Below are 13,363 nucleotides of genomic sequence, written 5' to 3'. Positions count from 1 at the left end.
AGGCGGGGAGCGGACGTTGTGGAAACCTCGGGAGACCGGCGTTCGCGCGCCGGTCAGACATCCACCTTGAGGGCGGCGATGAAGGCTTCCTGCGGAATCTCGACCTTGCCGAATTGGCGCATCCGCTTCTTACCTTCCTTCTGCTTCTCGAGAAGCTTGCGCTTGCGGGTGGCGTCGCCGCCGTAACACTTGGCGGTCACGTCCTTACGCAGGGCGCGGATGGTCTCGCGGGCGATCACCTTGCCGCCGATCGCGGCCTGGATCGGAATCTGGAAGAGATGCTGCGGGATGAGGTCCTTCAGCTTCTCGCACATGGCTCGGCCGCGACGCTCGGACTGGGAGCGGTGCACCAGCATCGACAACGCATCGACCGGCTCGGCGTTGACCAGGATCTGCATCTTCACGAGATCGCCGGCCTTGTAGTCGGTCAGGTGATAGTCGAACGAGGCATAGCCCTTCGAGATCGACTTCAGGCGATCGTAGAAATCGAACACCACCTCATTGAGCGGCAGGTCGTAGGTCGCCATCGCGCGCTTGCCGACATAGGAGAGGTCGACCTGCACGCCGCGCCGCTCCTGGCAGAGCTTGAGGATGGCGCCGAGATAATCGTCGGGGGTGAGGATCGTGGCGCGGATCCAGGGCTCGTAGATCTCCTCGATCTTCACCACGTCCGGCATGTCGGCCGGGTTGTGCAGCTCGATCTCGGAGCCGTCGGTCAAAACGAGCTTGTAGACCACCGAGGGGGCGGTCGCGATGAGGTCGAGATTGAACTCGCGCTCGAGCCGCTCCTGGATGATCTCGAGGTGGAGGAGGCCGAGGAAGCCGCAGCGGAAGCCGAAGCCGAGCGCGGCCGAGGTCTCCATCTCGAAGGAGAAGCTGGCGTCGTTGAGGCGCAGCTTACCCATCGCGGCGCGCAGGTCTTCGAAATCCGCGGCATCGACGGGGAAAAGGCCGCAGAACACCACCGGCTGGGCCGGCCGGAAGCCCGGCAGCGGCTCGGCGCAGGGCTTGCGGTCGTCGGTGATGGTATCGCCGACGCGGGTGTCGGCGACTTCCTTGATGGCGGCGATGATGAAGCCGATCTCGCCGGGGCCGAGTTCGGCGGAATCGACCATCTTCGGGGTGAAGGTGCCGACGCGATCGACGTCGTAGGCCGCCCCCGTACCCATCATCTTGATGCGCGAGCCGCGCTTCAGCACGCCATCGACGATGCGCACGAGCACCACGACTCCGAGATAGGTGTCGTACCAGGAATCGACCAGGAGCGCCTTCAGCGGCGCGTCGAGGTCTCCCTTCGGCGCCGGCAGGCGCTTCACGATGGCTTCGAGCACGTCGTCGATGCCGAGACCGGTCTTGGCGGAGATCATCACCGCCTCGGAGGCGTCGAGGCCGATCACCTCTTCGATCTGCTCCCTGACGCGGTCGGGCTCGGCCGCCGGCAGGTCGATCTTGTTGAGGACCGGGACGATCTCGTGATTGTTGTCGAGCGCCTGATAGACGTTGGCGAGGGTCTGCGCCTCGACGCCCTGGCTCGCATCGACGACGAGGAGCGAGCCCTCGCAGGCGGCAAGCGACCGGCTGACCTCGTAGGCGAAGTCGACGTGGCCGGGGGTATCCATCAGGTTCAAGGTGTAGGTGTTGCCGTCCTTCGCCGGATAGCGGAGGCACACCGTCTGCGCCTTGATGGTGATGCCGCGCTCGCGCTCGATGTCCATCGAATCGAGCACCTGCTCCTTCATTTCGCGCTCGGTGAGCGCGCCGGTGCGCTGGATCAACCGGTCGGCAAGCGTGGACTTGCCGTGGTCGATATGCGCGATGATCGAGAAATTGCGGATGAGCGGGCGCGGTTCGGTCGTCATGGGCGGGAGATAGCATCGCCCCAAGGCCCCGCCAAGCGCAGAAACGGCCAAACACCGCGCCTTTCGGCTTCTCCACGCCGCCTTGCCGACACGAATAGCAAATCGCGGTCCGAAAGCGGCCGCCCGTGATGCTTCACGATGCACGTGGCGACTGTGGCGTCACCGCTTCGCCATGCTATCGTCGGCACAAAATCACAATTGCGAGCTTGGAGACCGCCGGTGACCGCACGCCTTTCGACCGACCCGCGCCCGTTCCGGCCGGCGGCCCGCGCTGCATCATCCTCGCCGGCTCGATTGATCCGGGCGATGGCCATCCTCGTCTCGGCGTTCATGCTCGCATTCGTCGCGGCGACCGTCTGGCCGACCGGGTCGGCCCGCGCCGCCGACGCGGCCAAGACCAGCCAATCGGCCTCCCAGTCGGGCGGGCTCGATGCGGTGCTGAAGGCCTTTCCGAACGGTCTCACCCCCGAGCAGCTCGACGCCATCCTGGCGGTGACCGGCGAAACGGATCTGCGCTCCGCGCTGCGCGAGCGCCTGCTGAGCGAAGGCGCCAACACCGCGCAGAACCAGACACAGCCGACCGGCACCACCCTCGAACAGCTCCGTCAGCGCCTCCTCGCCGTCGTCACCAGCCTGCCGACGGTGCCGGCAGCCTTCGCCGCCGCCTTCGCCCATCCGCCGGCCGGCGCCCCCGCGCTGGGCCCGATCGGCTTCCTGCTGCGCACCTCCGCCATCGTCCTGTCCGGTTTCGCCGGCCTCTATCTCATCCGCGCGCTGTGGCGGCGCAGCCCGATCGCCCGCAAGGCGTCGTCCGGCCGCCGCGCCGTGATCGGACGCGCGCTCAGCGCCATCGTCGACGTCGTCGCCTTTCTCGGCGGCATGGTGATGTTCTTCCTCGTGATGGCGCCCGACAACGATGTCGCGCCGCGCATCCTCGAAGACGTCCTGGTGACCGCGGCGGTCCCGCTCATCGCGAACCGGCTCGCGAACTTCATCCTGAGCCCGAAGATTCCCGGCGCCCGGCTTATTGGTGCGCCCGACAATCTGGCCCGCACGATCCTGCACCAGATCACCATCGCGGCGATCCTCCTCGCGATTCCGCTCGGCCTCGCCCGTATTCTCATCACGCTCCAAGTCGAGGAGAACGCACGGGCAGCGGCGAACATCGTGCTGTCGGTCGTGCCCGTGGTCTATCTGATGGCGGTCGCGGGCCAATATCGCGACGCGGTGGCCGCCGACCTTGCACGCCGCCTCGAAGTCAGAGACGACCTTCGTCCGCTGATCGCGGGGTGGCTCATCGCCATCCGCCTCTATCTCGCGGTGCTGTGGATCGTGATGGTCGGCGCCATCCTGCAGGGCGAGCCCGGCATCGGCATCAAGATGCTCGCCTCGCTGCTGGTGCTCATCGCAGCGCCCATCACCGCGATCTTCATCCGCATGCCGCTCGCCCGCTTCTACGGCGAGCCGATCGCGCAGGCGACGCCACCGCGCGCCTCGTGGGTCGATTCGGACGGGGATGCCCTGCCCCCGGTCGCGGAGGACGCCCCGCCGCCACCCGCCGAGGTGCGCGCCACGGGCACGCGCCATGTCCGGCGGCTGATGCGGGTCGTCTGGATCGTCCTCATCGCGCTCGCGGTGCTGGCGACTTTCTGGATCTGGGGCTTCGATTTCGAGAGCAACACGGGGATCGGCGGCGTCGTCATCCGCGTGCTCTTCAACATCTCCATCGTGCTCCTGCTCGGCTATGTCGGCTGGGCGCTGATCCTCAGGGCGATCGACCGTGCCTATGAGGCGGCCCGCAACGATGCGCACTCGATCAAGGCGCAGCGTCTCGCGACCCTGCTGCCGCTGTTCGGCAAGGTGCTCCAGGTCACTCTGCTCGCCATGACGGCGATGATCGTGCTGTCGTCGCTCGGCGTGAACATCGGTCCATTGCTCGCCGGCGCCGGCGTCGTCGGTATCGCGATCGGCCTCGGTGCGCAGCAGACGGTCGCCGACATCCTCGCCGGCGTGTTCTTCCTGATCGAGGATTCCTTCCGCGTCGGCGATTATGTCGAGGTCGGCAACCTGCGCGGTGTCGTCGAGAGCATCTCGCTGCGCTCGATGAAGCTCCGCCACCATCGCGGCGCCGTGCATACCCTGCCCTTCGGCCAGATGAAGGCGGTGACCAACCAGACCCGCGACTGGGCGCTGCTCCGGATGGACTTCCGCGTCGATCCCAACACCGACATCACGCTGGTGAAGCGCCTCATCAAGAAGATCGGCACCGAGCTCTCGGCGGATCCGGATATGGGGCCGAACTTCATCGAGCCGCTGAAATCCCAGGGCATCCGCAGCGTCGAGGACGGCGCCATCGTCATCGGCGTCAAGTTCATCGCCAAGCCGAACACCCAGTTCGTGATCCGGCGCGAGGCCTATACCCGCATTCTCAAGGCCTTCAAGGAGAACCACATCGAACTCGTCGGGCGCGGCGTGGTGGTGAAGGTCGAGGGCGCGGACGTCTCCCCCGAGATCGCCGGCGCGGCGGCCGAAGCCGCACTCGATGCCGGCCAGGGCGCGAAACAATAAGCCGACGAGGAAAGCGCCCGGAAACGGGCGCCCATCGGGGCACTCGATCTTACCGCCGTCCAGCGGACCGGCCCATGCCGAGCGCGGCCGCCTCTTCGTCGATCAGGCGGGCGAGTTCCGCCACCAGCGGCCGCGCGCTGAGCCCGCCGCCGATCGACACGAGGGCGGTGTCGCGGTGGATCGCCGGCGCATCGACCGGCTCCACCACCGCGAGCCGCCCGGCGGCCAGCACCGGGGCGAGCGCCGTCTCGACGAAATAGCCGATGCCGTGCCCGGCTTCGGCGAGGGCGAGCGCCGGGCCGATCGAGACCGTGGAAACCGTCTTCGCCCGGAACCGCATGGCGCTGACGGCGTCGGGATAGACCTGCCACCAGCCGATCAGGAGATAGCGGGGCACCACCGCGAAGACCCTATCGAGCGTCGGCTCGGGACCGATCTCGTCGGCGAGCCACGGCGCGACCGCGAGCCTGACCGGCTCGCGGAAGATGGCGATCGGTTCGATGTCGTCGAGCAGCGGATCGAGGTTCGGCCAGCCCATCACCGCGAGATCGGCACCCCGGTCGTGGACCCGCTCCGCCACGTCGTGATGGTGGCCTTCCGCGATGATCACCTCGGTGAGCGGATGGGCCTCGGCGAAACGCACGAGGGCATTGCCGACGAGGGGCGCCGCGAGGCTGCGCAGGGTCGCGACCGTGACGTGGCCGCGCTGGGCCGAGCGAAGCGCGTCCTCGCCCTCGAGCAGCGTCGTCAGGATGCGCCGGGCATAGGGCAGGAAGGTCGTGCCGCGCTCCGTCAGGCGCACCTTGCGGCCGCGCTCGAACAAGGCGCCGCCGAGTTGGTCCTCGAGGGTGCGCATGCGCATCGACACCGTCGCCTGGGTGACGTTGAGCCGGGCCGCCGCCTTGGTGAAACTGCCCTCCCGCACGATGCGGTCGAAGGTGCGAAGCTGGTCGATATCCATAGGACTTTCTTATGCAACGCTTAGGCTTTTCTGAACGATGCCTATCGTAGCATCAAGAGAGCCGATCGAACTAGATGAAGCGCCCCGAGCCGCCATGACCGACATGTCGCCGCCCGCCGCCCTCGCCATTCGCCCCGCCGTCGCCGGCGATGGGCCGGGTCTCCTCGCGATCTACAACGATGCCGTGCTCAACACGACGTCGATCTGGAACGAGACCCCTTCGGACCTCGAGGGCCGGCTCAAATGGCTCGAGGAGCGCACCAGGGCGGGCTTTCCGGTGATCGTCGCCGACATCGACGGCGCGGTCGGCGGCTATGCGACCTACGGACCGTTCCGACCACACGAGGGCTATCGCCACACGGCCGAGCTCTCGATCTATGTGCGGGCCGATCTGCGCGGCCGCGGCGTCGGGCGTGCGCTCCTCGCCGCCCTGATCGAGATCGCCCGCGCGGCCAAGGTCCATGTCCTCGTCGGCGGCATCGAGGCGACCAATGCGGCGTCGATCGCGCTCCACGCCTCCCTCGGCTTCGAGACGGCAGCGCGGCTGCCCCAGGTCGGCGCCAAGTTCGGCCGCTGGCTCGACCTCCAATTCATGACGAAGGTGCTCGACGACGGGCCGCCACAGGCCTGAGCCGCCTCATTTGACCGGCTTCCGCGGCCCTGCCATAAGCGCCGAATCCCAGCCCCTCGGCGGGGACGCAAGCAGGGTCAGCGATCGTTCGCCATGGTGGTTCGTAAGGATGGGGCTGCCGCCCGGCGCGGCAGCGTGACGGCGGTGCGAGGCCCCGATTGGGCGGCCCGGCTGCCCGCGGGTCTCGTCTATCTGGCGATCGCCGCGGTCGCCCTCGTGCCGTCGCACCCGGTCTGGATGATCGCCTATCTCGGCCTGACCCTCATCGGGCTCGCGGCGCTCGCCACCGACGTTGGGCTGCGCCGTCAGGTGTTCGGGGATCCGACTTGGCGGCTCGCCCTCATCGGCTTCGTCATCGTACTCGGCTGGCAGATCGTCAGCCTGATCGGACGCGGCGACGTCGCCTCGGGACGCACCTGGGGCGAAGCGGCCTCGTCCGTCTCGGTGTTCGCCTACGGGCTCGTCATTCTGGCGGCGCGGCGGCGGCACCCCGGCTTCGCGCGCGATGTTCTCGTCGTGGCGGCGTTCGTGATCGCGCTCGGCGTCGCAATCGCGGCGATCCTCCAGTTCGGCCTCCACATCGGCTTCAACGAACGGCTCTATCTCTATGGCCGGGCGAACAATCCGAGCACGGCCTCGACGACGATCGCGTTCGGCGTCGGCGCCGCCGCCTTCGCGGCCCTGGCGGCGCAGGGCCGCCTGCGGGCCGCGCTCATCGCCGCGCTTCTCGTCAATCTCATCGGCCTCGCGCTCACCCAGAGCCGCGGCCCGATCACCGACATCGTGCTCGCGGGCGCCGTCGTCGTGGTGGCGAGCCGCCTGCGCCCGGACATCCGGCCGCTCGGCACGGTGATCGCGACGGTCTGCGTCCTCGCCATCCCGCTCGGGCTGGTGCTCTCCGAGCCGCTCCTGCACCACGCGCTGACGAGCGTCTGCGCCGGGGCGAGCGGGCAGAGCGTGTGCCGGCCGTCCTACCGCTTCGACATCTGGCAGGCCGCGCTCGCCTCGATCGCCGCCCATCCCTGGTTCGGGGCGGGGCCGTTCGCCATCCTCGACGGCAAGGGCAACCATCCCCACAACGGCTACCTAGTGCTCGCCTTCTATTTCGGGATTCCGGCCGCGATCGGTTACGTGCTCGTGATCCTGAATTCCTATGCCGCGGCGCTGCGCGGCTTCGCGGCGCCGCTGAAGCGCTTCGCGCTGTTCGGCATCGTGTTCGCGATGCTCTATATGATGACGGATCTCTCGAACACGTTCTCCTTCATCAACACCTATTATCTGTTCCTCTGGCTGCCGATCTTCCTGGCGCTGCCGGCGGGCGACGGAACGGACGCATGAAGCGACTGCTCGATATCGTCTTCTCGATCACGGGGCTCGTCGTCGGCGTGCCGGTGATGCTCGTCTGCGCGGTTCTGATCCGGCTCGATTCCCCCGGCAACCCGCTGTTCGCCCAGATCCGCGTCGGCCGCAACGGCCGGCTCTTCGTCTGCTACAAGCTCAGAACGATGCGGGCCGGCACGCCGAATGTGGCGACCCACGAGGCGAGCCGGGCCTCGGTGACACGTATCGGCCAGGTGCTGCGCAAGACCAAGCTCGACGAACTGCCGCAGCTCTGGAACGTGCTCGTCGGCGAAATGAGTCTGGTCGGCCCCCGTCCCTGCCTGCCGAGCCAGGTCGCGCTGATCGAGGCCCGCCGCGCGCGGGGCGTGCTCGCTTTGCGGCCCGGCATCACCGGCATCGCCCAGGTCGCCGGCGTCGACATGTCCGATCCGGAGCGCCTCGCCGTGCTCGATGCCCGCTATGTCGGCGACCACAGCCTCGTGACCTATTTCACGCTCCTGTTCCGCACCGTGTTCGGTGCGGGCCGGGGCGACCGCGTCGCGAGCTGACCCGATGGCCTCGGATCGGGACGGCGATATCCACCCCACCGACCGTCAAGCGCGTGTCCTGGTGACGGGGGCCGGCGGCTTCGTGGGCCGCGCCGTGCTCGACCGCCTCGCCGGCCGTCTCTCCCTTGTGGGTGTGACACGCGGCGCGCCCCCGCAGGCGACGCCCCACATCGAATGGCGCCACGCCGATCTGGCGGCGCCGCTTCCGCCCGATCTCCTGGACGGCATCACCCATGTCGTCCACCTCGCCGGCCTCTCCGCCGCCCCCGAGGCTGAGGACGCGGCGGCGTTGCTGCACACGGTCAATGTCGACGCGACCCGGGGGCTTGCGGAGGCCGCGCTCACCGGCGGCGTCCGCCGCTTCGTGTTCATGAGCAGCCTGCATGTCCACGGCGTGCGGCCGCCACGGCAGCCGGTGCGAGCGGAGAGCCCGCTCATCGCCACGGACCCGTACGGGGCTTCGAAGATCGCGGCCGAGCGCGCCCTCGCCGAGATCGCCCGGCGCGGCCTCTCCGTGGTCGCCCTGCGGCCTCCGCTCGTCGCGGGGCCGGGCGCCGGCGGCAACCTCGCCCGGCTGACGTCGCTCGTGAACCGCGGCCTCCCGCTCCCCTTCGGTGGTATCCACAATCGCCGGCCGATGATCGGCACCGACAGCCTCGCGCGGGCCGTGGAAGCCGCCCTGTTTGCGCCCGCCGCCGCGGGACCCTACGTGCTCGCCGACGGCGAAGGCCTCTCCACGGGGGACCTCATCCGCGCCATCGCCCGCGGCCTCGGCCGGCCTGCGCGCCTCGTCCCGATTCCCGCGCGTGCGGCGGACTTCGTCCTGCGCGCCGCCGGCAAGGCCGGTGCGGCCGACCGCCTGTTCGGCAGCGTCACCGTCGATCCGAGCGCGGCGGTCGCCGAACTCGGCTGGCGGCCCGCGGACTCCGCCGAAACCGCCGTCGTCGCGATGGCCCGCGCCTGGAAGGCCAAGCCTTCGGCCTGATCTCGATCTTTCGGCGCCTGAAAGCTGACTGAAAGCTGAGCCTGCTAATTCTCCTGTCACGTATCGTGCTCAAAACACGCGGTGACAGCGTGTCGGCGATGCGCAACTCATCAGGAGGAGACGACGATGCGTTCTGAACGCAGGATTCTGCGCGCGCTTTCCCTTTGCTCGCTTGCCGCCGCCGGTTTTCTGGCGACCACCCTGCTCGCCGACGCCGCCGACAAGATCACCATCATGGTGGGCGGCTACGAGAAGCAGATCTACCTGCCGGCCAAGCTCGCCGAGGGCCTCGGCTACTTCAAGGACGAGGGTCTCGACGTCGAGCTGCTGAACGAGGCGGCCGGCGTCGATGCCGAAAACCAGCTCCTCGCGGGTGCCGTCCAGGGCGTCGTGGGCTTCTACGACCACTGCGTCGACCTTCAGGCGAAGGGCAAGTTCGTCGAGTCCGTGGTGCAGTTCAGCCAGGCGCCGGGCGAGGTCGAGCTCGTCTCCAACCAATATCCGGACATCAAGTCGTTCGCCGACCTCAAGGGCAAGAATCTCGGCGTGACCGGGCTCGGCTCTTCGACGAACTTCCTGACGCTCTTCATGGCCTCGAAGGCCGGGCTGAAGCCGGGCGAGATCGTCACCGTGCCGGTCGGCGCCGGCGGCACCTTCATCGCCGCCATGCAGCAGGACCAGATCCAGGCCGGCATGACGACGGAGCCGACCATCTCCCGCCTCGTGAAGACCAACGCGGCCCGCGTGCTCGTCGACCTGCGCACGGTGGAGAAGACCCGGGAGGCGCTCGGCGGCACCTACCCCGCGGCCTCGCTCTACATGGACAGCGCCTGGGTCGCCGCCCACAAGGACGAGGTGCAGAAGCTCGCCAACGCCTTCGTCAAAACGCTGAAGTTCATCAACACCCACTCCGCCGCCGAGATCGCCGACAAGATGCCGCGCGACTTCTATGTCGGCGACAAGGAGGGCTACATCAAAGCCCTCGAGGCCGGCAAAGGCATGTTCACGCCCGACGGCGTGATGCCGGAAGACGGCCCGCCGACGGTGCTCGCCGTGCTCTCGGAGTTCTCGAAGAACGTGAAGGGCAAGCAGATCGATCTGTCGAAGACGTACACGACCGAGTTCGTGAAGGCCGCGAACGCCTCGATCGGCCAATAAGGCTCCGGCCGTCCCGCCCGCGTCCCGCATTGGACGCCCGGCGGGACGGCCCCTCCCCCCAAGCGATCATCAGCCCCCGCGTGCGCCGTGCGCCGCGAAAGGATCAGCCATGTCCGCACTGAGGATGGCAGAGGCGCCGAACCATGCGCCGGCGATCGAGCTCATCAACGTCACCCGCCGGTTCGTATCGCCGACCGGCAAGACGCTGACTGCGCTCCGCGATTTCAACATGAGCGTCGAACGCGGCGAGTTCGTCGCGGTCGTCGGCCCGACCGGATGCGGGAAGTCGACGACGCTGAACCTCGTCACCGGCCTCGCCCGGCCGAGCGCCGGCGAGGTGCGCCTGATGGGTGGACCGGTCAACGGCATCGACCCGCGGGTCGGCTTCGCCTTCCAGAAGGACGCTCTCTTTCCCTGGCGCAACGTCATCGACAACGTCATGGCGGGGCCGCGCTTCCGCGGCCGCTCGAAGGCGGAGGCCGAGGCGATGGCGAAGGACTGGCTCGCCCGCGTCGGGCTCTCCAAGTTCCTTCACCATTATCCGCATCAGCTTTCGGGCGGCATGCGCAAGCGCGTCTCGCTCGCCCAGACCTTCATCAACGAGCCGGAAATCCTGCTCATGGACGAGCCCTTCTCGGCGCTCGACGTGCAGACCCGGACGGTGATGCACGAAGAGCTCCTGAAGCTCTGGGCCGAGCGCAAGGCGTCGGTCGTGTTCGTCACGCACGATCTGGAAGAGGCGGTCGCGCTCGCCGACAAGGTCTATGTGCTGACCGCCGGACCGGCGACCGTGAAATCGGTCTATCCGATCGACCTGCCCCGCCCGCGGGTCGTTTCGGAAATCCGCTACGACGAGACATTCGTCCATTATTGCAAGACGATCTGGGACGACCTTCGCGAGGAAGTCGAGACCAGCTACCGCCGCGCCGCGGAAGCCGCGTGAGGAGGAGGCGACGATGTCCGACATGACGATGGAAAGCCCGGCCGCCACCTTCCGCCCCGGCACGAGCGACAAGGAGATCGAGGCCGCCGCCCTGAAGGCGATCCGGCGCCGCAAGCAGATGGTGCGCTTCTGGCAGATCACGATCCTGGTGGCCTCGCTCGGCCTCTGGGAACTCGCCTCCGACCTCAACTGGATCGACCCGTTCTTCTATGCGAGCCCGAGCGCGGTCGCGGCGCGGCTCTACGATTGGGCGGTCAACGGCACCACCGAGGGCTCGCTCTGGTACAATCTCGGCGTCACGCTCGAGGAGGCCCTGATCGGCTTCGTCACCGGCTCGGTCGCCGGCGTCGTGGTCGGCATCGGCCTCGGCCGCAACCGCATGCTGTCCGATATTTTCTCGGTCTACATCAAGGCGATCAATTCGATCCCCCGCGTCGTGCTGGCGCCGATCTTCATCATGATCATGGGCCTCGGGCTCGCCTCCAAGGTGGCACTCGCCTTCGTGATGGTGTTCTTCGTCGTGTTCGCCAACGCCTTCCAGGGCGTGCGCGAGGCGGACCGCGACATGATCGCCAATGCGCGCATCCTCGGCGCCTCCGATTGGCAGGTGACGCGCGCCGTCATCGTGCCCTCGGCGATGAGCTGGATCTTCGCGAGCCTCCACGTCTCGTTCGGCTTCGCGATCATCGGCGCGATCGTCGGCGAGTTCGTCGGCGCCCGCTTCGGCATCGGCCAGCTCATCTCGATCGCCAAGGGCACGTTCGACGCCGCCGGCATGTTCGCGGCGATCGTGCTCGTGATGGTCGTCACGCTCATGGCCGAGTTCGTCATGACCCTGGTCGAGAACCGCCTCGCCAAGTGGCGGCCGCAGCAGCACCTCGACACGCACTGAGCGGACGCGATCCGATCCGTCCGGCAAAGGGGGCTTCGGCCCCCTTTTCTCGTTTGCGCGCCCCGGTCTATTCGGCCGCCGGCAGCCGCACCAGCGCGGCGAGGCCGCCGTGGGCGGAGGTGGCGAGCGCGACGGAGCCGCCCGCCCCTTCCACCACCTCGCGCACGATCGCGAGGCCGAGGCCGCTGCCCTCCGCCTGCGTGCCGATCACCCGGTAGAACCGCTCGAACACCCGCTCGCGCTCGGCCTCCGCAATGCCCGGACCGCTGTCCTCGACGAGGATCTCGACGACGTCACCCGACCGGCGGACGGTGACGGTGACCGTGCCGGGCGCCGGGGTATAGCGCAGCGCGTTGTCGACGAGGTTGACGACCATCTCGCGCAGCATCGTGCCGTCACCGGTGACGGGCGCGTCGCCGCCCGCCTCGAGCCCGATGTCGATACCGAGGCGCAGGGCCTCCTCGGCGCGCGCCTCGAGGACTTGGCGGGCGATGTCGGCCATGTCGATGCGGTCGGCCCGCGGGGCGCGGCTGCCGGGCTCGGCGCGGGTCAGCGTCAGCAATTGTTCGGCGAGGCGGGTCGCCTGACGGGTGCTGCGGATCAGCGCCTGGAGCGCTTCCTGGCGCCGGCCCGGATCACCCTCCCGCGCCGCGAAGCCGGCCTGGGTCGAGAGCAGGGTCAAGGGCGTGCGCAGTTGGTGCGCGGCGTTGGCGACGAAGCGGCGCTGCGCCGCCATCTGCGCCTGCACCCGGACCATGTAATCGTTGAGCGCGCGCACCAGCGGCCGGAGCTCGGTCTGGACCGTCGTCTCGTCGAACGGCTCGAGCTGATCGCGGCGGCGGGCCCGCACGGCATCGCGCAGCCGCAGCACCGGGCCGAGCCCGCGGCGCAGGCCGAGCACGGTCACGAGCCCGGCGACGAGGACGAGCAGGACCTGGCCCCAGAGGTCCGAGAACCACAGGTGCGCCCGCATCGCCTCCTGATTGAAACGGGTGACGGCGACCGTGACGCTGACCGCGCCGTCGGGACCGAGCCCGACGAGCGGCTGCGTCACCATCATGGCGCGCAGGGTGCCGCCGCGGAACACGATGTCCTGGCCGACCCGGTCGCGCACTGGGGTCGGCAAGTCGGCATAGCCTGCGATCAGCGTCCCCCAGGCCGTGGTGACGCGATAATAGACACGGTCGCCGAAGCCGGTGTCGAAGATTTCGAGGGCCGCCGGGGGAATGTCGACGGCGACCGTACCGCCCGGATCGACCCGCACCGCCTCGGCGATGACGCGGGCGGAGCCCATCAGCATGTTGTCGGTGACGAGGGTCGCCATGTCTCGCGACTGGGTGGCCCCGGAATAGAGATTGAAGCAGATGACGCCGAACAGCGTCACCATGATCCAGGCGAGGAGTTGGGCGCGCAGACTGTGGCGCAGGCTCCGCAAGCCCCGACGCAGGCGACGCGCGGCCGCCACCGGGGTCGAGGC

Annotated in this window: 11 protein-coding genes; 8 read left to right on the top strand and 3 right to left on the bottom strand. The window is 68.5% G+C overall.

Annotated elements, in window-relative coordinates; all coding sequences use genetic code 11:
* Positions 1 to 53: 53 nt before the first annotated feature.
* On the bottom strand, positions 54 to 1,859 hold the full coding sequence (lepA, locus tag F0357_RS17050) for a translation elongation factor 4 (RefSeq protein ID WP_153484805.1): 1,806 nt from the start codon (positions 1,857 to 1,859) through the stop codon (positions 54 to 56).
* 219 nt (positions 1,860 to 2,078) lie between these two features.
* Here lepA and F0357_RS25305 point away from each other — a divergent pair, with 219 nt between their 5' ends.
* Positions 2,079 to 4,427, top strand: coding sequence for a mechanosensitive ion channel domain-containing protein (locus F0357_RS25305; RefSeq protein ID WP_208948389.1), 2,349 nt, complete (start codon positions 2,079 to 2,081; stop codon positions 4,425 to 4,427).
* Between the two features lie 49 nt (positions 4,428 to 4,476).
* Here F0357_RS25305 and F0357_RS17040 read toward each other — a convergent pair whose 3' ends face one another.
* The gene (locus F0357_RS17040) at positions 4,477 to 5,388 is read right to left on the bottom strand and encodes a LysR family transcriptional regulator (RefSeq protein WP_153484801.1); all 912 of its coding nucleotides are present in this window, start codon (positions 5,386 to 5,388) and stop codon (positions 4,477 to 4,479) included.
* A gap of 103 nt (positions 5,389 to 5,491) precedes the next feature.
* Here F0357_RS17040 and F0357_RS17035 point away from each other — a divergent pair, with 103 nt between their 5' ends.
* The 7 genes from F0357_RS17035 (at position 5,492) to F0357_RS17005 (ending at position 11,886) form a co-directional block, all read left to right on the top strand.
* Positions 5,492 to 6,019 (top strand): GNAT family N-acetyltransferase, encoded by a 528-nt coding sequence (locus F0357_RS17035; protein ID WP_153487226.1) that lies wholly within the window; start codon positions 5,492 to 5,494, stop codon positions 6,017 to 6,019.
* A gap of 93 nt (positions 6,020 to 6,112) precedes the next feature.
* Positions 6,113 to 7,357, top strand: coding sequence for an O-antigen ligase family protein (locus tag F0357_RS17030; protein ID WP_153484799.1), 1,245 nt, complete (start codon positions 6,113 to 6,115; stop codon positions 7,355 to 7,357).
* Positions 7,354 to 7,908: a sugar transferase gene (locus tag F0357_RS17025; protein ID WP_153484797.1), complete on the top strand. Its 555-nt coding sequence runs from the start codon at positions 7,354 to 7,356 to the stop codon at positions 7,906 to 7,908. The genes F0357_RS17030 and F0357_RS17025 overlap by 4 nt, the downstream gene beginning before the upstream one ends.
* Before the next feature lie 4 nt (positions 7,909 to 7,912).
* Complete coding sequence (locus F0357_RS17020) at positions 7,913 to 8,893, top strand: NAD-dependent epimerase/dehydratase family protein (RefSeq protein ID WP_153484795.1); 981 nt, start codon at positions 7,913 to 7,915, stop codon at positions 8,891 to 8,893.
* 126 nt (positions 8,894 to 9,019) lie between these two features.
* On the top strand, positions 9,020 to 10,051 hold the full coding sequence (locus F0357_RS17015) for an ABC transporter substrate-binding protein (protein ID WP_153484793.1): 1,032 nt from the start codon (positions 9,020 to 9,022) through the stop codon (positions 10,049 to 10,051).
* Between the two features lie 109 nt (positions 10,052 to 10,160).
* On the top strand, positions 10,161 to 10,994 hold the full coding sequence (locus F0357_RS17010; RefSeq protein WP_376767810.1) for an ABC transporter ATP-binding protein: 834 nt from the start codon (positions 10,161 to 10,163) through the stop codon (positions 10,992 to 10,994).
* A gap of 13 nt (positions 10,995 to 11,007) precedes the next feature.
* Complete coding sequence (locus F0357_RS17005; RefSeq protein WP_153484790.1) at positions 11,008 to 11,886, top strand: ABC transporter permease; 879 nt, start codon at positions 11,008 to 11,010, stop codon at positions 11,884 to 11,886.
* 67 nt (positions 11,887 to 11,953) lie between these two features.
* Here the strand turns inward: F0357_RS17005 and F0357_RS17000 are convergent, their stop codons facing one another.
* The gene (locus tag F0357_RS17000) at positions 11,954 to 13,273 is read right to left on the bottom strand and encodes a sensor histidine kinase (protein WP_208948468.1); all 1,320 of its coding nucleotides are present in this window, start codon (positions 13,271 to 13,273) and stop codon (positions 11,954 to 11,956) included.
* Positions 13,274 to 13,363 lie beyond the last annotated feature (90 nt).

The organism is Segnochrobactrum spirostomi (genome assembly GCF_009600605.1).
GTDB lineage: Bacteria > Pseudomonadota > Alphaproteobacteria > Rhizobiales > Segnochrobactraceae > Segnochrobactrum > Segnochrobactrum spirostomi.
This window is presented reverse-complemented; position numbering and strand designations above follow the sequence as displayed.